This window comes from Enterobacter cancerogenus (assembly GCF_019047785.1).
GTDB classification, from domain to species: Bacteria; Pseudomonadota; Gammaproteobacteria; order Enterobacterales; family Enterobacteriaceae; genus Enterobacter; species Enterobacter cancerogenus.
Map to the genome: position 1 here is coordinate 1,014,919 of NZ_CP077290.1, position 26,516 is coordinate 1,041,434.

The following is a 26,516-nucleotide window of genomic DNA, read 5'->3' on the forward strand; positions in this document are numbered from 1 at the left end:
AGGCATATCCTGCCTGTTTGCTAAAACGGACAACAGCGCCGGGTATCCCCGGCACTGTTGCTGTATGGATTAACAGGAGTGTAATCAAACTACGCTGATAATGCACCTGTTCCGTGTTAGCGGGTCTTAATAACCAGACGATTACTCTGTTTGACCTCTTCCATCACCACGTAGGTACGGGTGTCGTTCACGCCTGGCAGACGCAGCAGGGTTTCACCCAGCAACTTACGGTAGGCGGACATATCAGGCACACGGGTTTTCAACAGGTAGTCGAAATCACCGGAAACCAGGTGACACTCTTGAATCTCTTCAAGTTTTTGTACAGCGGAGTTAAATTGCTCAAACACATCCGGTGCGCCACGATTCAGAGTAATCTCAACAAATACCAGAAGTGAGGCATCCAGATAATGCGGGTTCAGCAGAGCCGTATAGCCCTGAATAAAACCCTGTCTTTCCAGTCGGCGCACACGCTCGAGGCACGGCGTCGGGGAAAGTCCCACACGTTTTGAAAGCTCGACGTTGGAAATACGCCCATCCTTTTGCAATTCATTAAGAATGTTACGATCGATACGGTCGAGATCTTTGCCAGGGCGCTTCTTGCTATCTACCATTATTATTGTCTCTCTGTATTCCTTCCCTACTCCTGCCTGGACCCTGTGCACATCACTGTTCAGAGCCTGTACCCGTTGTTTATCACATCGCCTGGTTATGTATTAGACGCGACGCAGATTCGGGTTCTGATGGTAAGAAAACCGTTGCCCGAAGGCTGTCACCGACATCACGTATGGCGTCTGTCCACGCCATGCGTAGATTTCACTGACCCGGTAAAAATGGCATTTACGTGCATGTCTATGCGACATGCAGTTAACGCGGTTTTTTTTCTTCCTTGAATGTTTTCGCAAAAGCGCAGGGGATTGTCAAAGCAAAACATCGATTTTTAGTACAACATGCCGGATATTCATTACGGCAGGGTATTAATCCTCATTTTATTGTCTTATAAACGAGCGGATTAACAGATGAAGCGTTATGTTATAGCGCCACTTCCATCGCTCGTGGCTATTGCACATATCGGTATCAAAACTGCTGTGCTCTTTTTTTACGGCAACAAATTCCCTACAATCCAGCCAAACGTCTGCCAACAACAATGGGGATCTCATGGGCACGGCTAAACACAGTAAGCTGCTAATCCTTGGCTCTGGACCTGCGGGATATACCGCAGCGGTCTACGCTGCACGCGCTAACCTGCAGCCGGTATTAATCACCGGCATGGAAAAAGGCGGTCAGTTGACCACCACGACCGAAGTCGAAAACTGGCCAGGCGACCCGAACGACCTGACCGGGCCGCTGCTGATGGAGCGTATGCACGAGCATGCGACCAAGTTCGAAACTGAAATTCTCTTCGACCATATCAACAAAGTCGATCTGCAGAACCGTCCGTTCCGCCTGACGGGCGACAGCGGCGAATACACCTGCGACGCGCTGATCATCGCGACCGGCGCATCTGCTCGCTACCTCGGCCTGCCGTCTGAAGAAGCGTTTAAAGGCCGCGGCGTGTCTGCCTGCGCAACCTGCGATGGTTTCTTCTATCGTAATCAGAAAGTGGCGGTCATTGGCGGTGGCAACACGGCGGTAGAAGAAGCGCTGTATCTGGCGAACATCGCCTCAGAGGTTCACCTGATCCACCGTCGTGAAACCTTCCGCGCGGAGAAGATCCTGATCAAACGTCTGATGGATAAAGTGGCGAGCGGCAACATCGTGCTGCACACCAACCGCACGCTGGAAGAGGTCACCGGCGATCAGATGGGCGTATCCGGCCTGCGTCTGCGCGATACCCAGAACGCGGATAACATCGAATCCCTGGACGTGGCGGGTCTGTTTGTGGCAATCGGTCACAGCCCGAACACCGGCATCTTCGAAGGTCAACTGGCGCTGGAAAACGGCTACATCAAGGTTCAGTCTGGTATTCACGGCAACGCGACCCAGACCAGCATCCCGGGCGTGTTCGCTGCAGGCGACGTGATGGACCATATTTACCGCCAGGCGATCACCTCTGCGGGCACCGGCTGCATGGCCGCGCTGGACGCCGAACGCTATCTGGACGGACTGGCTGAGCAGGCCAAATAATCTTTACAAGTCAGTAACAAACGTAAATAAAGGCGGCCACTGGTCGCCTTTATTTTGCCCCGCGTGTAACATGCTGGTGTCTAATTTCTTATAACGTCACCTGCAAAGTACGCAATGGAAAAAAACCGTCAACAAGAATTAACCCGCTGGCTAAAACAGCAAAGCGTTCTTTCCCGCCGCTGGCTTATGTTTTCCCGCGTTCTGGGGCTAATCAGCGGTCTGTTGATTGTTGCCCAGGCATGGCTGCTGGCCCGCATTCTCAACCATATGATCATGGAGAACATCCCGCGCGAAGCGCTGCTGATGCCGTTTGTCGTTCTGGTGCTGGTTTTTGTCCTGCGCGCGTGGGTGGTCTGGCTGCGCGAGCGCGTCGGCTTCCACGCCGGGCAGCAAATTCGCTATGCGATACGCCGTCAGGTGCTGGATCGCCTTCAGGAAGCTGGCCCTGCGTGGATCCAGGGTAAGCCTGCCGGAAGCTGGGCGACGCTGATCCTGGAACAGATTGACGATATGCACGACTACTATGCCCGCTACCTTCCCCAGATGGCGCTGGCTGTTTTCGTCCCCTTGCTTATCGTTATCACGATATTCCCGATTAACTGGGTCGCGGCACTGATTCTGCTGGGCACCGCCCCGCTGATCCCGTTATTCATGGCAATGGTCGGAATGGGCGCTGCGGATGCCAACCGCCGTAACTTCCTCGCACTGGGCCGTTTAAGCGGCCATTTCCTTGACCGCCTGCGCGGCATGGAAACGTTGCGCGTCTTTGGCCGGGGTGAAGCAGAAACCGAGAACATTCGTCTGGCCTCGCAGGATTTTCGCCAGCGCACCATGGAAGTGCTCCGTCTGGCGTTTCTTTCGTCCGGTGTGCTTGAGTTCTTTACCTCCCTGTCGATTGCTCTGGTGGCGGTTTACTTTGGCTTCTCCTATCTCGGTGCCCTGGATTTCGGCCATTACGGCACGGCGGTCACCCTTTCCGCCGGTTTCCTCGCCCTGATCCTGGCACCGGAATTTTTCCAGCCGCTTCGCGATCTCGGCACCTTTTATCATGCCAAAGCGCAGGCGGTAGGCGCAGCCGATAGCCTGAAAACCTTCATGGAGACGCCGCTGGCGCATCCGGAGCGCGGTGAAATCACGCTGAATGCCAAAGAGCCGGTGACCATCGAAGCGCGTCAGTTTTGCGTCCTGTCCCCCGAGGGCAACGTTCTGGCAGGCCCGCTGGACTTTACTCTCCAGGCCGGGCAACGTGTGGTTCTGGTCGGGATCAGTGGTTCCGGGAAAAGCTCCCTGCTGAACGCCCTCGCCGGGTTTATGGCCTATACCGGCTCGCTGCAAATCAACAAAACCGAGCTGCGCGATCTGGACCCCGACGCCTGGCGCAAACAGCTGAGCTGGGTCGGTCAAAATCCGCAACTGCCTGCCTCTACGCTTCGCGAAAATGTGCTTCTGGCTCGCCCGGATGCCCGTGAAGATGAGCTGCAGTCGGTGCTGGATCGCGCCTGGGTCAGCGAGTTTCTGCCGCTGCTCCCGCAGGGCGTAGACACGGTGGTCGGCGATCAGTCCGCCGGGCTATCCGTTGGTCAGGCGCAGCGCATTGCGGTTGCCCGTGCGTTACTGAATCCCTGCCAGCTAATGCTGCTGGATGAACCTGCCGCCAGCCTGGATGCACACAGTGAACAGCGCGTGATGGCGGCCCTGAATGCCGCGTCAGTGCAGCAAACCACCCTGATGGTTACGCACCATCTGGAAGGGATTGCCGAGTGGGATCAGATCTGGGTTATGGAAAACGGTCAGCTCGTGGAACAAGGCGATTACGCCTCTCTTGTTGCTTCGCAGGGGGCGTTTGCCACTCTGCTGGCGAACCGTCAGGAGGATATCTGATGCGCGCCCTGTTACCTTACCTCGCACTGTATAAACGCCACAAATGGATGCTGACGCTGGGGATAATCCTCGCCATCGTGACCCTGCTTGCCAGCATTGGTCTGCTCACGCTGTCCGGCTGGTTCTTGTCTGCCTCCGCCGTCGCGGGTTTCGCCGGCTTATACAGTTTTAACTACATGCTTCCGGCAGCGGGCGTCCGTGGCACCGCCATTACCCGTACTGCCGGGCGTTATTTTGAGCGTCTGGTCAGCCACGATGCGACGTTCCGTGTGCTTCAGCACCTGCGTATCTACACCTTCAGCAAACTGCTGCCCCTCTCCCCTGCCGGGCTGGCCCGTTTTCGTCAGGGCGAACTGCTTAACCGCGTGGTGGCGGATGTCGATACGCTGGACCATCTGTACCTGCGGGTGATTTCCCCGATCGTCGGCGCGTTTGTGGTGATTGTGGTGGTCACTCTGGGGCTGTGCGTTCTCGATGTTCCGATTGCCCTGACGCTCGGCGGGATCATGCTGCTGACGCTGATTGTCCTGCCGCCGCTGTTTTATCGTGCCGGTAAGTCCACCGGCGAAAACCTGACGCGCCTGCGTGGAGAGTACCGTCAGGAGCTGACCGCCTGGCTGCAGGGTCAGGCCGAACTCACCATCTTTGGTGCCAGCAAACGCTACCGCGCGCGCATGGAAAGCACCGAGCTGAACTGGCACGAAGCCCAGCGCCGCCAGTCAGAGCTGACCGCCTTTTCACAGGCTGTGATGATGTTAATCGGCGGCGTGGCGGTCATCGCTATGCTGTGGATGGCCTCGGGCGGCGTGGGCGGCAATACCCAGCCCGGCGCACTGATTGCCCTCTTTGTATTCTGTGCGCTGGCGGCTTTCGAAGCCCTGGCCCCGGTTACGGGGGCGTTTCAGCATCTCGGTCAGGTTATCGCCTCTGCCCTGCGCATTACGGAGATCGCTGAGCAGGATCCGCAGGTTACGTTCACCGCAGCGCAAACTGCCGTGCCCGACCAGGTTTCCCTGACGCTCAGCGATGTCACCTTCGCCTACGACAACCAGGCGCAGAACGCGCTGGAAGGCATTAACCTTTCGGTGAAGGCGGGCCAGCGTATTGCCATTCTTGGGCGCACTGGCTGCGGCAAATCGACCCTTTTACAGCTGTTAACGCGCGCCTGGGATCCGCAGCAGGGTCACATTCAGCTTAACGCCACGCCGCTGGCCGACTTTAGCGAGCAGAGCTTACGTCGGACCGTCAGCGTCGTGCCACAGCGCGTACATCTGTTTAGCGCTACGCTTCGCGATAACCTGCTTCTGGCGGCCCCTCAGGCATCCGACGACGCGCTGCGTGCGATGTTGGAGCAGGTCGGGCTGCATAAACTGCTCGAAGACGAGGGGTTAAACAGCTGGCTCGGAGAAGGCGGGCGTCAGCTCTCCGGCGGCGAGTTGCGCCGTCTGGCGATTGCACGCGCGCTGCTGCACGATGCGCCGCTGATGCTGCTCGATGAACCCACCGAGGGGCTGGATGCCACCACCGAGAGCCAAATTCTTGATTTACTGGCAAACGTCATGGAAGGCAAAACCGTGCTGATGGTCACCCACCGTCTGCGCGGCCTGGCGAGCTTTGATCGGATAATTGTGATGGACAACGGACACATTATTGAGCAAGGTAGTCACGCAGAATTGTTGGCGAAACAGGGTCGCTACTACCAGTTTAAACAACGTCTGTAGACTAATATTGTACCGATACTACTCGCGTACTGGAGTTCTGCTGTCATGCGCCTGGTCCAGCTTTCTCGTCATAATATTGCGTTCCCCTCCCCGGAGGGCGCGCTACGTGAGCCTAACGGGCTGCTGGCCCTGGGTGGCGATCTCAGCCCGGCGCGGCTGTTGATGGCGTACCAGCGCGGCATTTTCCCGTGGTTTTCCCCCGGCGATCCCATTTTATGGTGGTCGCCCGATCCCCGTGCCGTGCTGTGGCCCGCGCAGTTTCACCTGAGCCGCAGCATGAGACGTTTTCACGCCAGGTCAACCTGGCGCGTCACCCTGAACCACGCCTTTGGCCAGGTGATTGAAGGTTGCGCTGAAGATCGTCATGAAGGCACGTGGATCACGCGCGACATTATTACCGCTTACCATCAGCTGCATGAGCTTGGCTATGCGCATTCAATCGAGGTCTGGAATGAGGGCGGCGAACTGATTGGCGGCATGTACGGCGTTGCTCAAGGCACGCTGTTCTGCGGTGAATCGATGTTCTCCCGCGCCGTAAACGCATCCAAAACGGCGCTGCTGGTTTTTTGCGAGGAATTTGCCGGGCGCGGCGGAAAGCTAATGGATTGTCAGGTACTTAACGACCATACCGCCTCGCTGGGCGCGGTTGAAATCCCCCGTCGCCATTACATTGAGCACCTGGATACCTGCCGCCAGGAGACGCTCCCACGCGATTTTTGGCTACCCAGAACACTCTTTATGCCCGGAGCCTAAATGTTTTCCGCACATTTTTTATGAGGGTGTTATAATTACGCCGCAGAATAGGTTCTGCCTGTTGCCCCGCCGCCGTTTGGGACCCCCGCTTCAGATAACGTCCTGACGTTTATCCTGTTGTCTCCCCTTTACGAATGCGCTTCCTGTTCGGTTGTACCGTGACGCCTGGGCAATACGCTGAGACTGTTTTGCTGCGTTTTAAACGCGCAATTCTTTACTTAATTGATGAATTTCGGCATTATCTTGCCGGTTCAAAACTTGGTAGTGATACCCCAGAGGATTAGATGGCCAAAGAAGACAATATTGAAATGCAGGGTACCGTACTTGATACGTTGCCTAATACCATGTTTCGCGTAGAGCTGGAAAACGGTCACGTGGTAACTGCGCACATCTCCGGTAAAATGCGCAAAAACTACATCCGCATTTTAACGGGCGACAAAGTGACTGTTGAACTGACCCCGTACGACCTGAGCAAAGGCCGCATTGTCTTCCGTAGTCGCTAATCGTTTTCGCCTGTAATGGCAGATGAATATTGAAATTGAAAAGGTCGGGATAACCCCGGCCTTTTTTATTAATGGCTTTAGTGTGGCCTAAATGGAAGATGTATTGTCGCCAGTGTCTTCATCCCAGCCTTCTCCCGGTGGGAGAGGAAGAAAAGCAGGCACAAAAAAAGCCGGGTTTTTAACCCGGCTTGTAAACTAAAACAAATCAGTGAGCCGCTTCCGGCTTGTGCTTCGCCGCACTCTGGAAGTCGTAGGTGAGCTCATTCTTGGCCTGATCCAGCGCTACGGTGACCTGGCCGCCGTCCACCAGCGAGCCAAATAGCAGCTCGTTCGCCAGCGGTTTCTTCAGGTTATCCTGAATCACTCGCGCCATCGGACGCGCGCCCATCGCACGGTCGTAGCCTTTCTCGGCCAGCCAGTTGCGGGCCTCCTGGCTGACTTCCAGCGACACGCCTTTCTGATCCAGCTGAACCTGCAGCTCGACGATGAACTTATCCACCACCTGATGGATCACTTCGGTAGAGAGGTGATCGAACCAGATAATGTTGTCCAGACGGTTACGGAACTCCGGCGTGAAGATCTTCTTGATCTCTTCCATCGCATCGGTGCTGTTATCCTGGTGGATCAGGCCGATGGATTTACGCTCGGTTTCACGCACGCCGGCGTTGGTGGTCATCACCAGCACCACGTTGCGGAAGTCCGCCTTGCGCCCGTTATTATCGGTCAGCGTCCCGTTGTCCATCACCTGCAGCAGGATGTTGAACACGTCCGGGTGCGCTTTCTCGATTTCATCGAGCAGCAGTACCGCATGCGGATGCTTGATCACCGCGTCGGTGAGCAGGCCGCCCTGATCAAAGCCCACGTAGCCCGGAGGCGCACCAATCAGACGGCTGACGGTGTGACGCTCCATATACTCGGACATATCAAAGCGCAGCAGCTCAATGCCCAGCGCTTTGGAGAGCTGCACCGTCACCTCGGTTTTCCCGACGCCGGTTGGGCCAGCGAACAGGAAGGAACCAACAGGCTTATGGTCATGCCCCAGCCCGGCGCGGGCCATCTTGATCGCTTCGGTTAAGGCCTCAATGGCTTTATCCTGACCAAAGACCAGCATTTTCAGGCGATTGCCGAGGGTGCGAAGCGTGTCGCGGTCGCTCTGAGAAACGCTTTTCTCAGGGATACGCGCGATACGTGCCACCACGGACTCAATATCGGCCACGTTAACGGTTTTCTTACGCTTACTGACCGGCATCAGACGCGCACGCGCCCCTGCCTCATCAATCACGTCAATGGCTTTATCCGGCAGGTGACGATCGTTGATGTATTTCACCGCCAGCTCCACCGCCGCACGCACCGCTTTCGCGGTATAACGCACGTCGTGGTGCGCTTCGTACTTGGTTTTCAGGCCGTTGATGATCTGCACCGTTTCGTCAACCGACGGTTCGGTGACGTCGATTTTCTGGAAGCGACGCGCCAGCGCACGGTCTTTCTCGAAAATGTTGCTGAACTCCTGGTACGTAGTGGAGCCCATCACGCGGATCTTGCCGCTGGAAAGCAGCGGTTTGATCAGGTTAGCGGCATCCACCTGGCCACCGGAGGCGGCACCTGCTCCGATGTTGGTATGGATTTCATCGATAAACAGGATACTGTTGGTGTCCTGTTCCAGCTGTTTCAGCAGCGCCTTGAAACGTTTTTCAAAATCGCCGCGGTATTTGGTGCCCGCCAGCAGCGAGCCGATGTCCAGCGAGTAGATGGTGCAATCGGCAATCACTTCCGGCACGTCACCCTGCACGATCCGCCAGGCCAGGCCTTCGGCAATCGCCGTTTTACCGACGCCGGATTCCCCCACCAGCAGCGGGTTGTTTTTACGGCGGCGACACAGCACCTGGATTGCGCGCTCCAGCTCTTTGTCGCGGCCAATCAGCGGGTCGATACCGCCCACGCGAGCAAGCTGGTTAAGGTTGGTGGTGAAGTTTTCCATACGATCCTCCCCGCCTGCTTGCTCGTCGGTGTTGTTAATCTGGTTGCCGGGATCGGATGCCTGATTCGGCTCGTCTTTTCGCGTACCGTGAGAGATAAAGTTCACCACGTCGAGTCGGCTGACTTCATGTTTGCGCAGCAGATAAGCCGCCTGAGACTCCTGCTCGCTGAAGATGGCGACCAATACGTTCGCGCCAGTCACTTCGCTACGCCCGGAAGACTGGACGTGGAATACCGCACGCTGCAACACGCGCTGGAAGCTGAGCGTCGGCTGCGTGTCGCGCTCTTCTTCACTGGCTGGCAGCACCGGTGTGGTTTGTTCGATGAAGGCCTCGAGTTCCTGACGTAGCGCCACCAGATCCACGGAGCAGGCTTCCAGCGCTTCGCGGGCAGATGGGTTGCTAAGCAGTGCGAGCAGTAAATGCTCGACGGTCATAAACTCATGTCGGTGCTCACGCGCTCTGGCGAAAGCCATGTTTAAACTGAGTTCCAGTTCTTGATTGAGCATAGGCACCTCCCCCAATTTTATGCCTTATCAGGCTTTTTCCAGCGTACACAGCAACGGATGCTCGTTCTCCCTCGCATAATCGTTCACCATCGCCACTTTGGTTTCCGCCACTTCTGCCGTAAAGATGCCGCAGATGGCTTTGCCTCGATAATGAACGGTAAGCATCAGTTGCGTTGCACGTTCTACATCATAAGAAAAGAACTTTTGTAGCACGTCAATAACAAATTCCATCGGCGTGTAATCATCGTTCATTAACATAACTTTATACATAGATGGCGGTTTTAGCGCGTCGCGCACTTTATCTTCCGCCAGCTGGTCAAAATCCAGCCAATCGTTGGTCTTACCCATTTTGCATAACCACGTTGAATCTACCTCAGAAGTTAGATAACAATCATCTATTACTGTCATCCGCGATGTCTGTCACAAACCGCTGCAATAGCGTTAACTGCCTCAAATTTTGGTTGATTATTGTCCCAACTCCAGCGCCAAACGCTTGACGGCTTCTTTCGTTTATCTAAATTGTACAAGCGTGAGTTGGCGAGGTTTTGAACAGCCCCCACTCCACCACCGGTTCATTCCATCTTAATTTATAAGATTTACGAAGGATGTCGAAGCATGGAAATGGGTACTGTTAAGTGGTTCAACAACGCCAAAGGGTTTGGCTTCATCTGCCCTGAAGGCGGCGGCGAAGATATCTTCGCTCACTATTCCACCATTCAGATGGATGGTTACAGGACGCTCAAAGCCGGGCAATCCGTTCGGTTCGATGTACACCAGGGGCCAAAAGGCAATCACGCCAGTCTTATCGTGCCCGTAGAAGCTGAAGCGGTTGCATAGCGCTTAGTTTCATTGTGTACACCCTGCAGGCAAAATGCCAGCCCGATCGGCTGGCATTTTTATTTTCGGGCTATTCCCGCGCCAGGGCATCCACCGGATCGAGCCGCGCCGCATTGCGTGCCGGTAGCCAGCCGAACAGGATGCCGGTAAAGGTTGAGCACAAAAACGCGGTGAGAATTGCCAGCGGCGAAAAACCAATCTCCCAGCCGGGTAAAAAGAGCTGGAGCGCGAAAGCAATCATCATCGACAGCGCAATACCCATCGCGCCGCCCACCAGACACACCAGCACCGCTTCAATCAAAAACTGCTGCAACACGTCGCTGGCACGGGCGCCCACCGCCATACGGATGCCAATTTCGCGCGTACGCTCCGTGACCGACACCAGCATGATATTCATCACCCCAATACCGCCGACGACTAAAGAGATCACCGCCACCAGCGTCAGGAACATCTGCAGAGTACGTGTGGTCTTTTCTGCCGTTTTCAAGATCCCGTCCATGTTCCAGGTGAAGAAATCTTTCTTCCCGTGGCGTAAAGTTAACAGCCGCTCAATCTGCTGCTCAGCAAGCGCGCTGTCGTAGCCCTCGTTCACGCGAACGGTAATGGAGTTAAGCCACGACTGTCCCATAATGCGCCCGGAAATGGTGCTGTAGGGCAGCCAGACGCGCAGGATCTTGCTGCTGCCAAACATAGACTGCTTTTCTTCTGCCACGCCGATGACCGTGGCCGGCATATTTCCGACGAGGATCACTTCGCCCACCACGCTGGTCTTATCCGGGAACAGCTGCTTGCGCGAGTTGGCGTCCAGCACCACCACCTGCGCCCTGCCCGCCAGCTGTTCGGCATTAAAGGTTGCGCCCTCGCTGAAGGTCATGCCGTAGACGTTGAAATAGTCCCCGCTCACGCCGTTGGCGCTGGCCGCGACGTCAATGTTGCCGTAGCGCAAACGCAGGTTCTGCGATACTGCAGGCGTCGCCGAGTTAACCCACGGCTGCTTCTGGAGCGCCGCCAGGTCGTCATATTTCAGCGCCTGCTGATTCTGCGGCTCGTCGTCACCAAAATCCTTGCCGGGATAGACATCAATGGTGTTGGTGCCAATCGCGCGGATATCCGCCAGCACCAGCTGTTTGGCGGCATCTCCCACCACCACAATCGACACCACCGAGGCGATGCCGATGATGATGCCGAGCATGGTCAGCAATGTGCGCATCTTATTGGCCGCCATCGCCAGCCAGGCCATGGTCAGCGCCTCGCGAAATCCGCTGGAGAATTGTCCCCAGCCCGTTGAAACAGGCAGCGCTTCTTTCGGCGCGGCCGCTTTGGACGCACGCGGCGGCGGATTGCTGACCAGCTCGCCGTCGTGGATCTCAATAATCCGCTCCGCCTGCGCCGCCACCTGCGGATCGTGGGTAACGATAATCACCGTATGCCCCTGATCGCGCAGCTGGTGGAGGATCGCCATCACCTCTTCGCCGGAATGGCTGTCGAGCGCCCCGGTGGGTTCATCCGCGAGGATCACCTGCCCGCCGTTCATCAGGGCGCGCGCGATACTCACGCGCTGCTGCTGGCCCCCGGATAGCTGCGACGGCTGATAGTCCACCCGCTCCGCCAGCCCCAGCCGCGTGAGCAGCGCCTTCGCACGCTCCAGGCGTTTTTTACGTTCCACACCCGCATAGACGGCAGGCACTTCCACGTTTTGCGCCGCACTCAGGTGCGACAGCAGATGATAGCGCTGGAAGATAAACCCGAAGTGTTCCCGACGCAGCTTCGCCAGCGCGTCGCTGTCCAGCGTAGAGACGTCCGTCCCGGCCACCCGATAGGTGCCGCTGGTCGGCTTATCCAGACACCCGAGGATGTTCATCAGCGTGGATTTGCCGGAGCCGGAGGCCCCCACAATCGCCACCATCTCGCCCGCTTCAACGCGCAGGGAGATACCCTTGAGCACCTCCACCGGCCCGTCTCCGGAAGGATAGCTGCGACGAATATCATTCAGCTCAAGCAGCGCCGTCATTTAGCGGCTCCGGGTAAACTTTCGCTGATAACCACCTCTTCGCCCTCTTCCAGCCCTTTCTCGATCACCACGTCGGTATCGTTACGCGCGCCGATTGTGACCTCACGCTCGCGGGTCTCGCCGTTGCGCAGCACTTTAACCTTATAGCGGCGGTCGCCTGCCGCTTCACCCAACGCAGAGAGCGGAACGGTCAGCACGTTTTTCACGGCGGTCAGCTGGATATGCACCTGAGCGGTCATGTCCAGACGCAGAACGCCCTGCGGGTTCGGCACCTCGAAACGGGCGTAGTAGAAGATAGCGTCGTTAACCTTTTCAGGCGTCGGCAGGATATCTTTCAACACCCCTTCATAGCGGGTCTGCGGGTCGCCCAGCACCGTGAACCAGGCTTTTTGACCCGGCTTGAGATGGATCACATCCGCCTCGGACACCTGTGCTTTGACCAGCATGGTGCTCATATCCGCCAGCGTCAGAATGTTCGGTGCCTGTTGCGCCGCAATCACCGTTTGCCCCTGGAGCGTGGTGATCTGGGTGACTTCCCCGGCCATTGGCGCGACGATTTTGGTGTAATCGAGGTTGGTTTTCGCCGTATCCAGCGAGGCCTGGTTGCGTTTGATCTGCGCATCAATGGTGCCGATCTGCGCCTGCTTTACCGCCAGCTCGGTGGCCGCCGTGTCCAGATCCTGCTTTGAGATCGCCTGTGTTTTTGCCAGCGCCTGCTGGCGCGTCAGCGTGACCTGCGCAAGATTGCGCTCGGCCAGCGCCTGGCTACGCTGGGCGCGCAGCTCCATCAGCGTGGCTTCCACTTCACGGATCTGGTTTTCTGCCTGCTCCGGGTCAATTACCCCCAGAAGCTGGCCTTTTTTGACCTTATCGCCAATCTCGACCGACAGCGTTTTCAGCTGGCCGCTAACCTGCGCGCCGACGTCAACTTTGCGCAGGGCATCAAGCTTGCCCGTCGCCAGCACGTTTTGTTGCAGCTCGCCTGGACGAACGATCAACGTTTGATACTGAGGTACAGGCGCGTTAAGCACCTGCCATAGCCAGAATCCACCCGCTAACACCACTACCGCCAACAGCAGAAACAGTTTTCCGCGTTTTCCCTTGAGGTTCATAAATATTCCAAATAAATGTTCTGGCAATCATAACTGCTGATTCTATCTAAACCACTCGTCAACGAAACCCCCTCTTTCCTGACAACGTCGGAATTTGTTGACGAGATGTTGATAAATCCCCTGCTGAAATAGCGCTATTCCCTAAGAAGCAGGATCTATCATGTCTTCCATCGTCGATACACCTTATTCACACCTGCCACAACCCAAATCCGGCTGGCAGCTTTTTAAATGCCTGGCGCTCGGGAACATCACCCCGGGCATGGCGTGGCAAAACCCGGCCTATCGGCGTAAATTCCTGTTACGTTCGCTTGCCACGCCTTTCAGCACCGCCCGGCTGCTGGCAGACCTGGCAAAGCAACCGCGTCTGATGCAAATGCTTCGGGTACAGCCCGGCCTGCCGTGCCGCCTGCATCGCCCGTGGCTGACCGTCAATATGGACCGCGCGCACGCGCTGGCGTCAATTAACTGGCACTATCAGGCCATGAGTCGTCATCTTCCTGCTGCGCTGCTCAACGGTTATCTGTCAAATCAGGGTGCGACGCTGCTGACCTTAACCGGTAAAGATGAACAGCAGTTTACCGTTCGCCTGTGCGCAGACGCGTTCCTGGATAAAGAAGGCGAAGCGACTCTCGCCTTTTGCGACCATCAACATACCGTGCTGGCCGAGATGACCTTCACGTTATGCGAGTTTAACGGAAAATCCACCCTCTTTATTGGCGGGCTTCAGGGCGCCAAAGCGCACGTCCCGCACGATCTGATTCAGGGTGCGACCAAAGCCTGCCACGGGTTATTCCCGAAACGCCTGCTGGTGGAAGCGGCCATGACGCTTGGCGCGGCCTTCCCGGTAGAGCAGATTATCGCGGTGAGTAACGCTACCCATATCTATCGCAGCTGGCGCTACCGCAAGAAAAAAGAGGGAAAACTGCTGGCCGATTACGACAGCTTCTGGCGCTCAATTGGCGGCCAACCGCAGGACGACGGCAATTTTGCCCTGCCGCTGACCATGCCACGCAAACCAATGGAAGAGATAGCGAGCAAAAAACGCTCAGAATACCGTCGCCGCTATGAACTGCTCGACAGCCTGATCGCCCAGGTGACCCAGGCCAGCCGCAGTTAATCCGCTCTCCCGCGTGCCAGCCACAGCACGCGGGAGAACATTTTGCGCAGCAGCGTCGGCACCGACTCCACGCCGCGTCTTCCCGCTTCCGTTGCCACCTCAATCGCCAGATCCGGTTTTGACGAACGGTGAATGGCTTTGGCGATGACCCGACGCATGTTCATCGGAACATCCACCGGCACCATGGCCACGCGGTGAAACACATCATCGAAACCCTGACGATACATAAAGTGTTCCATGTCCATCGCGGGCAGCGTGGTCAAATGATCGCGCTCTTCTTCCCGGTCATTGTTCAGCAAGCTGCGCACGGTGGAGGCGTACTTTTTCCCCGCCTCGTCACCGTCTACCAGCACATGCCACTGAATGCCCATCCGGCGGGCAAATTTAATGAGCGGTTTTAACCCGGACTGGGCAAACTCAATCACTTTGATCCCTTCGGCGTCAAAGTGATGGCCGCACTGGCGCGCCAGCTCGTTGATCACCCAGGTCTCCGTTTCCCCTTCTACCAGCAGCCAGCAGCGCGCAAAAAGCGAGGAGGCGCGATTAAAGCGAATATGAAAGGCAATGCGCCGCCCGTCCTCGGCATTTAAGCCGCCCGGCCCCAGCCGGTAAGCGGAGACGCGGGATGATTCGCGCACCAGGCGACAGACGTATTCGACCGGCGTAAGGGAGAGCAGTTCCCCGGAGTTGGTGGTCGTTATGCGCTGGAGAGGCAGCAAATTGAGCAGATGCCACGCCACGGAGAGCATGATCGGATGCAGACGGGTTTCGGGGTCTTCCACCAGCAGCAGCGGCCGCGCATCGCGGTCCAGACGGACGGTGCCTTTCGCCTGCAGCAGCGTTGAGAACAGCCCCAGCAGAATAACCCGATGGGTGCGCCCGCCGGGCCTGTCGATCATCCGGTTGATGATATCCAGGTAGCGCCAGCTGCGTTGTTCATCGTGGGAGCGGCGGCGCATCAGCCGGTGGCGAGAAGGCGACATCCCCTGCTCGGAGAAATAGTGCTCCAGCAGCTGTACCATGGCCGAAAGTCCCTGGCGGATCTGCCCGTCGGTAAGATTCTGTGGCCGGGAGACCAGCTCGCGCGCCAGAAAATCCAGCTCGCGGGCGGTGACTTCAACGTCCGGCATATCCGGAACCGTGCCGTTGCGGATACGGCGCATAAAACGCGCGTCGCGCAACCGGAGCACGGGCATCAGTCGGTTCAGATGGCGAGCAAGCTCGTCAATATTCTCCAGCGGAATAGAGTTGCCTTTCTCATCCAGGAACTCGCGCAGGGTTAACACGCTATCCGTCCCGGCCAGCTCTCCTTCCAGACGGTAGAAAATGCGGTGATAGTCATCAGCGCACGGTACCCAGCAGGGCGACATGGGGCGGAACCGGCGCACGCGATGCCGCCCCGGCTCGGACTCACGGAAGGTCAGAATAATATGCAGGTGTTTCTCGCGGCCAGTCACATCGCCCGGCGGGAACCAGAAGTCATCATGAACAAAATGGTAGAGCTTTTCTTCAGGCGAAAGCAGCAGCGTCAGCGCGTCCAGCAGGCTGGATTTACCCCAGGCGTTCTCACCGATCAGGACGTTGTTCTGTTCAAGCTGCAGCGACAAACGGTTAATACCGCGAAACCCGACAATTTCCACACGTTCGAGAAGCATAAATCCCCCGCGAGATGGCCACTTTTTCCTTCAAGTTATCAGCAGTATAGCGGGATGCACCCTTTCGGAACACCGCAATATATGAATAGTCTTGTCAAGAAATACCCATTACCTGTGTAAGGTCAATCCGAAGCAAGGATTCACAACACCTTGCCTTAAATCAAATTAAACGAATTTATTTGAGTGGCGAAGGTATGGAATGGGTTTTTAAAATAGCGGCTCTTTAAATCGTCATCCTTTTTTGACGATATCCCCCGCGCGCGGCAATACGTGTGCGGTAGTTTATTATTTGAGGTGGTTATGTTTAGAAAATTGGCGGCAGAATGTTTTGGTACATTCTGGCTGGTGTTTGGTGGTTGCGGTAGCGCCGTTCTTGCAGCCGCATTTCCGGAATTAGGCATTGGTTTTGTCGGTGTGGCGCTGGCTTTTGGTTTGACCGTATTAACCATGGCCTATGCCGTCGGCCCTATTTCCGGCGGTCATTTTAACCCGGCGGTAACCTTAGGTTTATGGGCAGGCGGTCGTTTCCCGGCGAAAGATATCCTTGGTTATATTATTGCTCAGGTTGTGGGCGGTATTATTGCCGCCGCAGTGCTGTACGTTGTTGCCAGCGGTAAAGCGGGCTTTGACGCCGCAGCCAGCGGTTTCGCCTCTAACGGCTACGGTGCGCACTCGCCAGGCGGCTTCTCTATGCTGTCTGCAATTGTGATTGAGATTGTCCTTACCGCAGGCTTCCTGCTGGTGATCCACGGCGCAACGGATAAACATGCGCCCGCAGGTTTTGCCCCCATTGCCATTGGCCTGGCGCTGACGCTTATCCACCTGATCTCCATTCCCGTCACCAACACATCCGTTAACCCGGCGCGCAGCACCGCGGTCGCCATTTTCCAGGGCGGCTGGGCGCTTGAGCAGCTGTGGCTGTTCTGGGTGATGCCGATCGTCGGCGGTATTCTGGGCGGCCTGCTCTACCGCACCCTGCTGGAAAAACGCGATTAACGTTTTTCTCTTTCCCTCTCCCTGTGGCAGAGAATGCGTGTTTTCTCCCTCTCCCCGTGGGAGAGGGCTGGGGTGAGGGCATCAGACTGCAACGCGCGGTATTGTGCCGGGTGGCGGCTTCGCCTGACCCGGCCTACGGGTCTCTCCCGGCTTTTTTTTGTGGCTTTACTGGGCAGCCGTTATTGGGTAGTGTCTTTGGCGCTTAACAAATACCCCATAAGGACCGGCTGTTCATGTTTTCAGGACTCCTCATCATTCTGCTGCCCCTGATTGTGGGCTACCTCATTCCGCTGCGTCGTGAATCAGCCTTAAGGCTCATCAACCGTTTTCTCAGCTGGATTGTCTACGTTATTCTTTTCTTTATGGGGATCAGCCTGGCGTTCCTGGATAACCTGGCGACCAATTTACTTTCCATCCTGCATTATTCTGCCGTGACGGCGGTGGTTATTTTAGCCTGTAATATTGCCGCCCTCTTCTGGCTGGAACGATCTATTCCATGGAAAAATACCCACCATCAGGAAAAATTGCCGTCCCGTATTGCCATGGCGCTCGAATCGTTAAAATTATGCGGTGTCGTGGTATTGGGTTTTCTGCTGGGACTGTCCGGATGGTCTTTTTTACAGCATGCCACCGAGGCCAGCGAATATACCCTGATTTTCCTGCTGTTCCTGATTGGCATTCAGCTGCGCAATAACGGCATGACCTTAAAACAGATTGTCCTTAATCGTCGCGGCATGATGGTGGCGGTGATCGTGGTGGTCAGTTCCCTGGTGGCGGGCGTCATTAACGCCTTTATTCTTGGCCTGCCGCTGAAAACCGGGCTGGCGATGGCCTCGGGGTTTGGCTGGTATTCGCTGTCCGGCATTCTGCTGACCGAATCGTTCGGCCCGGTCATTGGCAGCGCGGCGTTCTTTAACGATCTGGCGCGCGAGCTGATTGCCATCATGCTGATCCCCGGTCTGGTGCGCCGTAGCCGCTCCACCGCGCTCGGCCTGTGCGGTGCCACGTCGATGGACTTCACCCTGCCGGTCCTGCAGCGTTCAGGTGGCCTTGAGATGGTCCCTGCCGCCATCGTACACGGGTTTATTCTAAGCCTGCTGGTCCCTGTTTTGATGGCCTTTTTCTCCGCCTGATCGTCACGAGGCGGCCGATTCAGGCCGCCAAAATTGCGCTAAATCAATATCCCTCTATTTTGTAGAAGAAACCCCTTTTCTCCGCTGTGGCACAGGCATAACCTTAAACATGTATATCAAATATAACTTTAACAGGTGTGATTATGTTTTGTGTGCAATGTGAACAAACCATCCGTACTCCGGCAGGCAATGGCTGCTCCTGGGCGCAGGGGATGTGCGGTAAAACCGCCGAAACGTCAGACCTGCAGGATCTGCTGATCGCTTCCCTGCAAGGGCTTTCCGCATGGGCATTCAAAGCCCGCGAATACGGTATTATCGACCACTACGTCGACAGCTTCGCGCCACGCGCATTTTTCTCCACGCTGACCAACGTTAACTTTGATTCTCCTCGCATCGTCGGCTATGCCCGCGAAGCCATTGCCCTGCGTGAAGCGCTGAAGGCCCAGTGCCTGAACGCCGACGCCAGCGCGCGCGTGGATAACCCAATGGCCGAGCTGCAGCTGGTGAGCGACGACCTGGGCGACCTGCAGCGTCAGGCGGCGGAATTTACCCCGAACAAAGACAAAGCGGCGATTGGCGAGAACATTCTCGGCCTGCGTCTGCTGTGCCTGTACGGTCTGAAAGGTGCCGCGGCCTATATGGAACATGCGCACGTTCTCGGCCAGTACGACAACGACATCTATGCCCAGTACCACAAAATCATGGCATGGCTCGGCACCTGGCCTTCCGACATGAACGCTCTGCTGGAGTGCTCAATGGAAATCGGCCAGATGAACTTCAAGGTGATGAGCATACTGGATGCCGGTGAAACCAGCACCTACGGCCACCCAACGCCAACCCAGGTCAACGTTAAAGCGACCGAAGGCAAATGTATCCTGATCTCCGGGCATGACCTGAAAGATCTCTACAACCTGCTGAAGCAAACCGAAGGCACCGGCGTTAACGTCTATACCCACGGCGAAATGTTGCCTGCACACGGCTACCCGGAGCTGCGTAAATTCAAACACCTGGTCGGGAACTACGGCAGCGGCTGGCAGAACCAGCAGGTTGAATTTGCCCGCTTCCCTGGCCCAATCGTGATGACCTCTAACTGCATCATCGACCCTACCGTGGGCGCGTATGATGACCGCATCTGGACCCGCAGCATCGTCGGCTGGCCGGGCGTGAGCCACCTCGAAGGCGACGATTTCGGCCCGGTTATCGCCCAGGCGCAGCAGATGGCTGGCTTCCCTTACAGCGAAATTGAACACCTGATCACCGTGGGCTTTGGCCGCGAAACCCTGCTGGGTGCGGCGGATTCTCTCATCGACCTGGTGAGCCGTGAAAAACTGCGCCACATCTTCCTGATTGGCGGCTGTGACGGCGCGCGCGGCGAACGTAACTACTTCACCGATTTCGCCACCAGCGTACCGGATGATTGCCTGATCCTGACGCTGGCGTGCGGGAAATACCGTTTCAACAAGCTGGACTTCGGCAACATCGAAGGCCTGCCGCGTCTGGTCGATGCCGGTCAGTGTAACGACGCCTACTCAGCCATCATTCTGGCCGTTACCCTCGCAGAGAAACTGGGCTGCGGCGTAAACGACCTGCCGCTGTCACTGGTGCTCTCCTGGTTCGAGCAAAAAGCGATTGTCATCCTGCTGACCCTGCTCTCACTGGGCGTGACCAACATCGTGACCGGCCCGACCGCGCCTGGCTTCCTGACGCCGGACCTGCTGGCCGTGCTGAACGAGAAATTTGGTCTGCGTTCCGTGACCACCGTTGAAGAAGATATGAAAGAGCTACTGAGCGCGTAAGGAGAGATTCATGACCATGCCAACCTCACAATGTCCGTGGCGGATGCAGGTTCATCACATCCATCAGGAGACGCCGGATGTGTGGACGCTGTCACTGCTGTGCCATGACTACTATCCGTACCGTGCAGGTCAGTATGCGCTGGTCAGTGTCCGCAACTCTGCGGACACCCTGCGCGCCTACACCCTCTCCTCCACGCCGGGCGTGAGCGAGTACATTACGCTTACCATCCGTCGCATTGATGAGGGTGCAGGTTCCGAATGGCTGACCCGCGACGTGAAGCGTGGGGATTACATCTGGCTTTCAGACGCGCAGGGCGAGTTTACCTGTGACGATAAAGCCGATGATAAATTCCTGCTGCTGGCCGCCGGCTGCGGCGTGACGCCCGTAATGTCAATGCGCCGCTGGCTGGCGAAAAATCGCCCGCAGGCCGACGTGCAGGTGATCTTCAGCGTCCGCTCGCCAGACGATGTGATTTTTGCCGAGGAGTGGCGTAACTACCCGGTCACGCTGGTAGCGGAAAATAACGCTACCCACGGTTTTGTCTCTGGTCGTTTAAGCCGGGAATTGCTGCAAAGCGTGCCGGATATTGCCTCCCGCACCGTGATGACCTGCGGCCCTGCGCCGTACATGGATATCGTGGAAAAAGAGGTTAAAGCGCTGGGTGTGACCCGCTTCTTTAAAGAGCAGTTCTTCACGCCTGTCGCCGAAGCGGCAACCAGCGGGATCAAGATCACTAAGCTGCAACCTGCGCAAACCTTCTTTGGCCGCGTGGGCACCACGCTGCTGGAAGCGCTGGAAAGCAACAAGGTGCCGGTAGTCGCGGCCTGTCGCGCTGGCGTGTGCGGCTGCTGTAAGACGAAGGTGGTTTCCGGCGAGTACACCGTGAGCAGCACCATGACGCTGACGGACGCAGAAATCGCCGACGGTTACGTGCTGGCCTGCTCCTGTCATCCGCAGGGCGATCTTGTCCTCGCATAAAACGTAAAGGTTCGCTCACAGGCCCGGTAAGCGTTAGCGCACCGGGCTTTTTTGTCGGGTGGCACTTCGTTTACCCGACCTACGGGGAGTGCGGGGGGATTTCTAAGCTGCCTGTACGGCAGTGAACCGACCCAGGGGCTCGCGCGTTAACCTGAACGGTTTTCTAAGCTGCCTGTACGGCAGTGAACATCAGACCAGTACGAGTGAATGGGGACCAGAATTTCTAAGCTGCCTGTACGGCAGTGAACTCAAATACCCGATGGATATATAAATTTCCTCTTTTCTAAGCTGCCTGTACGGCAGTGAACGTGTTCGTACGAACGGCCCTGGTATGTCGTAGCTTTCTAAGCTGCCTGTACGGCAGTGAATATCGCAATTAACGAAACAGGCAATTTGTACTGTTTCTAAGCTGCCTGTACGGCAGTGAACACTATATAAGACCGTTAAGCGCCGCATCGCACTTTTCTAAGCTGCCTGTACGGCAGTGAACGGTATCACGCTGGTCGTAGCTCAGGCACACGCTTTCTAAGCTGCCTGTACGGCAGTGAACCTTTCGCCTTTGTTTTGCCGGTTTTGCTGAATTTTCTAAGCTGCCTGTACGGCAGTGAACAACCTCGCAAACTGTCAGCCGCCGCGCCTTCCTTTCTAAGCTGCCTGTACGGCAGTGAACGATGGTACTGAAGCGCAAACCAACTTCCATATTTTCTAAGCTGCCTGTACGGCAGTGAACTTAGCCTGAACGCGAAATTAAGAGCTGAATTTTTTCTAAGCTGCCTGTACGGCAGTGAACATTGCCGTTCAAGATGAACCGGCTTTCCTCATTTTCTAAGCTGCCTGTACGGCAGTGAACACATTCAGCGATCCATGTTTAACCGGTCCTCGTTTCTAAGCTGCCTGTACGGCAGTGAACTCACACAATCTACACCTATCTCTTTGTAAAATAAATCTTATCCCCTCACTTTCTTCTGCACACCCTTTTTCCAGGCACTTCCACAGCCCCATGAAAAATCAACAAGTTACACATGCTCTAAAAAAAAGGGTTTTCACCCGCACTGGCGCAGCAGTTCCCCATGAACAACACCCACCACGCCCACGCAAATCGCTGTGCGCAACGGGGGATTTAACGGGCAATGCGCCGACTTTCTTCTAAGCTTGTAAGCGATATCACAAAAAGGAGAAGGACACCCATGAAACAAACCGTGGCTGCTTACATAGCGAAAACCCTTGAACAGGCTGGCGTAAAACGTATCTGGGGCGTCACCGGCGATTCCCTGAACGGACTCAGCGACAGCCTCAATAAGATGAAAACCATCGAATGGATGCCGACCCGCCATGAGGAGGTTGCCGCCTTTGCCGCAGGCGCAGAAGCGCAGCTTACGGGTGAACTGGCGGTCTGTGCGGGATCGTGCGGGCCGGGCAACCTGCATCTGATTAACGGCCTGTTCGACTGCCACCGTAACCATGTTCCGGTGGTGGCAATTGCCGCCCATATCCCGTCGAGCGAAATCGGCAGCGGCTATTTTCAGGAGACGCATCCGCAGGAGCTGTTCCGTGAATGCAGCCACTACTGTGAGCTGGTTTCATCCCCGGAGCAGATCCCGCAGGTGCTGGCGATTGCAATGCGCAAAGCCGTGCTGAACCGCGGCGTTTCGGTTGTCGTGTTGCCTGGTGACGTGGCGCTCAAGGCCGCGCCGGAGGGTGCCAGCAGCCACTGGTATCACGCACCGCAGCCGGTGGTCACGCCTGCCGAAGAGGAGCTGAAAAAGCTGGCGCAACTGCTGCGCTACTCCAGCAACATCGCCCTGATGTGCGGCAGCGGCTGTGCGGGTGCGCACCAGGAGCTGCTGGCGTTTGCTGAAAAGCTTAAAGCGCCGATTGTCCACGCCCTGCGCGGCAAAGAGCACGTCGAGTACGACAACCCGTTCGACGTCGGCATGACCGGGCTGATCGGCTTCTCCAGCGGCTTCCACACCATGATGAACGCCGATACGCTGGTGCTGCTCGGCACCCAATTCCCGTACCGCGCGTTTTACCCGACGGATGCCAAAATCATCCAGATTGACATCAACCCAGGCAGCATCGGGTCGCACTGTAAGGTCGATATGGCGCTGATAGGCGACATCAAGGCCACGCTTAGCGCCCTGCTGCCGCTTCTGGAAGAGAAAACCGACCGTAAATTCCTCGACAAAGCGCTGAGCGACTACCGCGATGCGCGCAAGGATCTGGACGACCTCGCGAAGCCAAGCGACAAAGCAATTCACCCGCAGTATCTGGCTCAGCAGATCAGCCGCTTCGCGGACGATGACGCCATCTTCACCTGCGACGTCGGCACGCCGACCGTCTGGGCAGCACGCTATCTGAAGATGAACGGCAGACGCCGCCTGCTCGGCTCGTTCAACCACGGCTCGATGGCAAACGCCATGCCGCAGGCGCTGGGCGCGAAGGCTACCGCACCGGAACGTCAGGTGGTGGCGATGTGCGGCGACGGCGGCTTTAGCATGCTGATGGGGGATTTCCTGTCAGTGGTGCAGATGAAGCTCCCGCTCAAAATCGTGGTCTTCAACAACAGCGTGCTGGGCTTCGTGGCGATGGAGATGAAGGCTGGCGGCTACCTGACGGACGGCACCGACCTGCACGATACCAACTTTGCCCGCATCGCCGAAGCCTGCGGTATCACCGGCATCCGCGTGGAGAAAGCCTCAGAGGTTGATGAAGCTCTGCAGCGCGCATTCTCCATCGACGGTCCGGTGCTGGTGGACGTCGTCGTCGCCAAAGACGAGCTGGCGATCCCACCGGAGATCAAGCTGGAGCAGGCCAAAGGCTTTAGCCTCTATATGCTGCGCGCCATTATCAGCGGACGCGGTGACGAGGTGATGGAACTGGCAAAAACCAACTGGCTCAGGTAAAACATCTCACATTACCTTTTTAACTATAGGGATGTGAGATGATTGATTTACGCAGTGATACCGTCACCCGGCCGAGCCGCGCCATGCTTGATGCAATGATGGCCGCCCCGGTCGGGGATGACGTCTACGGTGATGATCCGACGGTTAACGAACTGCAGCGCTATGCCGCAGAGCTGAGCGGTAAAGAGGCGGCGCTGTTCCTGCCGACCGGAACCCAGGCCAACCTGGTGGCGCTGCTCAGCCACTGCGAGCGCGGCGAAGAGTACATTGTCGGCCAGGGTGCGCATAACTATCTGTACGAAGCCGGCGGCGCAGCGGTGCTCGGCAGCATTCAGCCGCAGCCGATTGACGCCGCGCCGGACGGCTCCCTTCCCCTGGATAAAGTCGCTGCGAAAATCAAAGCCGATGACATCCACTTTGCCCGTACTAAGCTGCTGAGTCTCGAAAATACCCATAACGGCAAAGTCCTGCCGCGCGAATACCTGAAAGCGGCGTGGGAATTCACCCGTGAGCGCGGGCTGGGCCTGCACGTTGACGGCGCGCGCATTTTCAACGCGGTGGTCGAGTACGGCTGCGAGCTGAAAGCCATCACCCAATATTGTGACTCGTTCACCATTTGCCTCTCCAAAGGGTTAGGCACGCCGGTTGGCTCCCTGCTGGTCGGCAGCGCGGACTACATCAAGCGTGCGAATCGCTGGCGCAAGATGACCGGCGGCGGCATGCGTCAGGCCGGGATCCTGGCGGCAGCCGGGCTATATGCGCTGAACAACAACGTTGCACGCCTGCAGGACGACCACGAGAACGCCGCGTGGATGGCGGCACAGCTGCGTGAGATTGGTGCGGACGTCATGCGCCACGACACCAACATGCTGTTTGTCCGCGTGGGCGACGAGCACGCTGCGGCGCTGGGTGAATTTATGAAGGCGCGTGGCGTGCTGATCAACGCCTCACCGGTGGTACGCCTGGTCATGCATCTCGACGTCAACCGCGAGCAGCTCACGGACGTGGTCAAACACTGGCAGGCGTTTCTACAGCGTTAATTAAGGAGAGCAACGTGCCACAACGTATTCTGGTGCTCGGCGCCAGCGGTTATATCGGCCAGCATCTGACCGTCGCGTTAAGCCAGCAGGGGCATCAGGTGCTGGCGGTGGCACGCAGCGTTGAGCGCCTGCAAAAGCAAAACCTGCCCGGCGTCACCTGTCACAGCGTCGACCTGACCTGGCCAAAAGAGCTGCCCGCGCTGCTGGAAGGGGTTGATACGCTTTATTACCTGGTTCACAGCATGGGCGAAGGCGGCGACTTCATCGCTCACGAGCGTCAGGTGGCGATGAACGTTCGCGACGCCCTGCTGCAAACGCCGGTAAAACAGGTGATTTTTTTAAGCTCGCTGCAGGCCCCTGAAAGCGAGCAGTCCGACCATCTTCGCGCCCGCCAGCTGACGGCAGAGACCCTGCGCAGCGCCGCCATCCCGGTCACCGAACTGCGCGCCGGGATCATCGTCGGTGCCGGTTCTGCCGCCTTCGAAGTGATGCGCGACATGGTCTATAACCTTCCGATCCTGACGCCGCCACGCTGGGTGCGCTCGCGCACCACCCCCATCGCGCTGGAGAACCTGCTGCACTATCTGGTTGCACTGCTGGACCATCCGGGCGAGCAGCATCGTGTGCTGGAAGCCGCAGGCCCGGAGGTGCTGAGCTATCAGGAGCAGTTCGAGCATTTTATGCGCGTAAGCGGACGCCGCCGCTGGCTGGTGCCGATCCCCTTCCCGACCCGCTGGATCTCGGTGTGGTTTTTAAACGTCATCACCTCCGTGCCGCCAACCACCGCGAAGGCGCTGATTCAGGGGCTGAAACACGATCTGTTATCCGACGATCGCGCGCTACGCGCCCTCATCCCGCAGGATCTGATCCGCTTTGACGACGCCGTGCGCCACACCCTGAAAGAGGAAGAGAAGCTGGTCAACTCCAGCGACTGGGGCTACGACGCGCAGGCTTTTGCCCGCTGGCGCCCCGAGTACGGTTACTACCCGAAGCAGGCCGGCTTTACCGTCACCACCCAGGCGAGCCTGGCATCGCTGTGGGAAACCATCAACCAGATTGGCGGCAAAGAGCGCTATTTCTTCGGCAATATTCTCTGGCAAACGCGGGGCGCGTTGGATCTGCTGGTCGGTCATCGGCTGGCGAAAGGCCGCCCGGCTCATCCCTGGCTTAAGGTGGGGGATACGGTCGACAGCTGGAAGGTGATTATCGTTGAGCCTGAAAAGCAGCTGGCGCTGCTGTTTGGCATGAAAGCGCCGGGGCTTGGGCGGCTCTGCTTTACGCTGAAAGACAAGGGCGATCGCCGTGAACTCGACGTCCGTGCCTGGTGGCATCCGCACGGTATGCCGGGGCTGTTCTACTGGCTGTTTATGATCCCGGCGCACCTGTTTATCTTCCGCGGCATGGCGAAGCGCATTGCGCAAATTGCAGAAGCAAAGCGGGAAAAGATCTAAATAAAACGCTTATTCT

20 protein-coding genes and 1 CRISPR repeat array are annotated in these 26,516 nt (G+C 57.1%); of the genes, 14 read left to right on the plus strand and 6 right to left on the minus strand.

The genetic code is table 11. The features are described from left to right. Positions 1–116: 116 nt before the first annotated feature. Positions 117–611 carry a leucine-responsive transcriptional regulator Lrp gene (gene lrp, locus I6L58_RS04745; RefSeq protein WP_002439523.1) on the minus strand — a complete coding sequence of 165 codons (495 nt, stop codon included), beginning with the start codon at positions 609–611 and terminating at the stop codon, positions 117–119. Between the two features lie 544 nt (positions 612–1,155). Here lrp and trxB point away from each other — a divergent pair. The 5 genes from trxB to infA all read left to right on the plus strand — a co-directional run bounded on the left by trxB (position 1,156) and on the right by infA (position 6,982). After that, positions 1,156–2,124 carry a thioredoxin-disulfide reductase gene (gene trxB, locus I6L58_RS04750; protein ID WP_006174416.1) on the plus strand — a complete coding sequence of 323 codons (969 nt, stop codon included), beginning with the start codon at positions 1,156–1,158 and terminating at the stop codon, positions 2,122–2,124. A 114-nt stretch (positions 2,125–2,238) separates the two neighbouring features. After that, entirely contained in the window at positions 2,239–4,005 is a 1,767-nt protein-coding gene (gene cydD, locus I6L58_RS04755; protein WP_088207575.1) for a heme ABC transporter permease/ATP-binding protein CydD, read from the plus strand. Then, complete coding sequence (gene cydC / locus I6L58_RS04760) at positions 4,005–5,726, plus strand: heme ABC transporter ATP-binding protein/permease CydC (protein WP_088207576.1); 1,722 nt, start codon at positions 4,005–4,007, stop codon at positions 5,724–5,726. Before cydD ends, cydC begins: the two co-directional genes overlap by 1 nt. A 45-nt stretch (positions 5,727–5,771) precedes the next feature. Continuing rightward, positions 5,772–6,479, plus strand: coding sequence for a leucyl/phenylalanyl-tRNA--protein transferase (aat, locus tag I6L58_RS04765; protein WP_088207577.1), 708 nt, complete (start codon positions 5,772–5,774; stop codon positions 6,477–6,479). A gap of 284 nt (positions 6,480–6,763) precedes the next feature. Further along, positions 6,764–6,982, plus strand: a complete 219-nt coding sequence (gene infA / locus I6L58_RS04770) for a translation initiation factor IF-1 (protein ID WP_002211347.1) — start codon at positions 6,764–6,766, stop codon at positions 6,980–6,982. A 205-nt stretch (positions 6,983–7,187) separates the two neighbouring features. Here infA and clpA read toward each other — a convergent pair whose 3' ends face one another. Together clpA and clpS are read right to left on the minus strand one after the other, a co-directional pair. Then, positions 7,188–9,467, minus strand: a complete 2,280-nt coding sequence (gene clpA, locus I6L58_RS04775) for an ATP-dependent Clp protease ATP-binding subunit ClpA (protein WP_088207578.1) — start codon at positions 9,465–9,467, stop codon at positions 7,188–7,190. 27 nt (positions 9,468–9,494) lie between these two features. After that, entirely contained in the window at positions 9,495–9,815 is a 321-nt protein-coding gene (gene clpS / locus I6L58_RS04780; protein ID WP_006174393.1) for an ATP-dependent Clp protease adapter ClpS, read from the minus strand. Positions 9,816–10,082: 267 nt separating this feature from the next. Here clpS and cspD point away from each other — a divergent pair, with 267 nt between their 5' ends. After that, positions 10,083–10,304, plus strand: a complete 222-nt coding sequence (gene cspD / locus I6L58_RS04785) for a cold shock-like protein CspD (protein WP_006174390.1) — start codon at positions 10,083–10,085, stop codon at positions 10,302–10,304. A 70-nt stretch (positions 10,305–10,374) separates the two neighbouring features. On the opposite strand, the gene macB is transcribed toward cspD, so the two are convergent. Then, positions 10,375–12,315, minus strand: coding sequence for a macrolide ABC transporter ATP-binding protein/permease MacB (gene macB / locus I6L58_RS04790; protein WP_088207579.1), 1,941 nt, complete (start codon positions 12,313–12,315; stop codon positions 10,375–10,377). Beyond that, on the minus strand, positions 12,312–13,427 hold the full coding sequence (macA, locus tag I6L58_RS04795; RefSeq protein WP_006174387.1) for a macrolide transporter subunit MacA: 1,116 nt from the start codon (positions 13,425–13,427) through the stop codon (positions 12,312–12,314). The genes macB and macA overlap by 4 nt, the downstream gene beginning before the upstream one ends. Positions 13,428–13,587: 160 nt before the next feature. Here macA and I6L58_RS04800 point away from each other — a divergent pair, with 160 nt between their 5' ends. Beyond that, entirely contained in the window at positions 13,588–14,544 is a 957-nt protein-coding gene (locus I6L58_RS04800; RefSeq protein ID WP_088207580.1) for a VirK/YbjX family protein, read from the plus strand. Here I6L58_RS04800 and I6L58_RS04805 read toward each other — a convergent pair. Beyond that, positions 14,541–16,199: an ATP-dependent endonuclease gene (locus I6L58_RS04805; protein WP_088207581.1), complete on the minus strand. Its 1,659-nt coding sequence runs from the start codon at positions 16,197–16,199 to the stop codon at positions 14,541–14,543. The genes I6L58_RS04800 and I6L58_RS04805 overlap by 4 nt on opposite strands. 300 nt (positions 16,200–16,499) lie before the next feature. Here I6L58_RS04805 and aqpZ point away from each other — a divergent pair, with 300 nt between their 5' ends. The 7 genes from aqpZ to I6L58_RS04840 all read left to right on the plus strand — a co-directional run bounded on the left by aqpZ (position 16,500) and on the right by I6L58_RS04840 (position 26,500). Further along, positions 16,500–17,195 carry an aquaporin Z gene (aqpZ, locus tag I6L58_RS04810; protein WP_088207582.1) on the plus strand — a complete coding sequence of 232 codons (696 nt, stop codon included), beginning with the start codon at positions 16,500–16,502 and terminating at the stop codon, positions 17,193–17,195. Positions 17,196–17,428: 233 nt separating this feature from the next. Continuing rightward, the gene (locus I6L58_RS04815; protein WP_088207583.1) at positions 17,429–18,328 is read left to right on the plus strand and encodes a lysine exporter LysO family protein; all 900 of its coding nucleotides are present in this window, start codon (positions 17,429–17,431) and stop codon (positions 18,326–18,328) included. Between the two features lie 143 nt (positions 18,329–18,471). Further along, the gene (gene hcp / locus I6L58_RS04820; RefSeq protein ID WP_088207584.1) at positions 18,472–20,124 is read left to right on the plus strand and encodes a hydroxylamine reductase; all 1,653 of its coding nucleotides are present in this window, start codon (positions 18,472–18,474) and stop codon (positions 20,122–20,124) included. Positions 20,125–20,134: 10 nt separating this feature from the next. Then, the gene (hcr, locus tag I6L58_RS04825) at positions 20,135–21,103 is read left to right on the plus strand and encodes an NADH oxidoreductase (RefSeq protein WP_088207585.1); all 969 of its coding nucleotides are present in this window, start codon (positions 20,135–20,137) and stop codon (positions 21,101–21,103) included. Between the two features lie 99 nt (positions 21,104–21,202). Then, positions 21,203–22,013: direct repeats of the CRISPR family, unit length 28 nt; unit sequence TTTCTAAGCTGCCTGTACGGCAGTGAAC. Between the two features lie 277 nt (positions 22,014–22,290). Then, on the plus strand, positions 22,291–24,009 hold the full coding sequence (gene poxB / locus I6L58_RS04830; protein WP_088207586.1) for a ubiquinone-dependent pyruvate dehydrogenase: 1,719 nt from the start codon (positions 22,291–22,293) through the stop codon (positions 24,007–24,009). Positions 24,010–24,047: 38 nt separating this feature from the next. Beyond that, positions 24,048–25,049 carry a low-specificity L-threonine aldolase gene (ltaE, locus tag I6L58_RS04835; protein ID WP_088207587.1) on the plus strand — a complete coding sequence of 334 codons (1,002 nt, stop codon included), beginning with the start codon at positions 24,048–24,050 and terminating at the stop codon, positions 25,047–25,049. Positions 25,050–25,063: 14 nt separating this feature from the next. Beyond that, the gene (locus tag I6L58_RS04840; RefSeq protein ID WP_088207588.1) at positions 25,064–26,500 is read left to right on the plus strand and encodes an SDR family oxidoreductase; all 1,437 of its coding nucleotides are present in this window, start codon (positions 25,064–25,066) and stop codon (positions 26,498–26,500) included. Positions 26,501–26,516: the final 16 nt, after the last annotated feature.

What these genes read in the sequence shown, in the direction of transcription:
- lrp (WP_002439523.1), bottom strand. Translation starts at nt 611, where the DNA reads ATGGTAGATAGCAAGAAGCGCCCTGGCAAAGATCTCGACCGTATCGAT.
- trxB (WP_006174416.1), top strand. Translation starts at nt 1,156, where the DNA reads ATGGGCACGGCTAAACACAGTAAGCTGCTAATCCTTGGCTCTGGACCT.
- cydD (WP_088207575.1), top strand. Translation starts at nt 2,239, where the DNA reads ATGGAAAAAAACCGTCAACAAGAATTAACCCGCTGGCTAAAACAGCAA.
- cydC (WP_088207576.1), top strand. Translation starts at nt 4,005, where the DNA reads ATGCGCGCCCTGTTACCTTACCTCGCACTGTATAAACGCCACAAATGG.
- aat (WP_088207577.1), top strand. Translation starts at nt 5,772, where the DNA reads ATGCGCCTGGTCCAGCTTTCTCGTCATAATATTGCGTTCCCCTCCCCG.
- infA (WP_002211347.1), top strand. Translation starts at nt 6,764, where the DNA reads ATGGCCAAAGAAGACAATATTGAAATGCAGGGTACCGTACTTGATACG.
- clpA (WP_088207578.1), bottom strand. Translation starts at nt 9,467, where the DNA reads ATGCTCAATCAAGAACTGGAACTCAGTTTAAACATGGCTTTCGCCAGA.
- clpS (WP_006174393.1), bottom strand. Translation starts at nt 9,815, where the DNA reads ATGGGTAAGACCAACGATTGGCTGGATTTTGACCAGCTGGCGGAAGAT.
- cspD (WP_006174390.1), top strand. Translation starts at nt 10,083, where the DNA reads ATGGAAATGGGTACTGTTAAGTGGTTCAACAACGCCAAAGGGTTTGGC.
- macB (WP_088207579.1), bottom strand. Translation starts at nt 12,315, where the DNA reads ATGACGGCGCTGCTTGAGCTGAATGATATTCGTCGCAGCTATCCTTCC.
- macA (WP_006174387.1), bottom strand. Translation starts at nt 13,427, where the DNA reads ATGAACCTCAAGGGAAAACGCGGAAAACTGTTTCTGCTGTTGGCGGTA.
- I6L58_RS04800 (WP_088207580.1), top strand. Translation starts at nt 13,588, where the DNA reads ATGTCTTCCATCGTCGATACACCTTATTCACACCTGCCACAACCCAAA.
- I6L58_RS04805 (WP_088207581.1), bottom strand. Translation starts at nt 16,199, where the DNA reads ATGCTTCTCGAACGTGTGGAAATTGTCGGGTTTCGCGGTATTAACCGT.
- aqpZ (WP_088207582.1), top strand. Translation starts at nt 16,500, where the DNA reads ATGTTTAGAAAATTGGCGGCAGAATGTTTTGGTACATTCTGGCTGGTG.
- I6L58_RS04815 (WP_088207583.1), top strand. Translation starts at nt 17,429, where the DNA reads ATGTTTTCAGGACTCCTCATCATTCTGCTGCCCCTGATTGTGGGCTAC.
- hcp (WP_088207584.1), top strand. Translation starts at nt 18,472, where the DNA reads ATGTTTTGTGTGCAATGTGAACAAACCATCCGTACTCCGGCAGGCAAT.
- hcr (WP_088207585.1), top strand. Translation starts at nt 20,135, where the DNA reads ATGACCATGCCAACCTCACAATGTCCGTGGCGGATGCAGGTTCATCAC.
- poxB (WP_088207586.1), top strand. Translation starts at nt 22,291, where the DNA reads ATGAAACAAACCGTGGCTGCTTACATAGCGAAAACCCTTGAACAGGCT.
- ltaE (WP_088207587.1), top strand. Translation starts at nt 24,048, where the DNA reads ATGATTGATTTACGCAGTGATACCGTCACCCGGCCGAGCCGCGCCATG.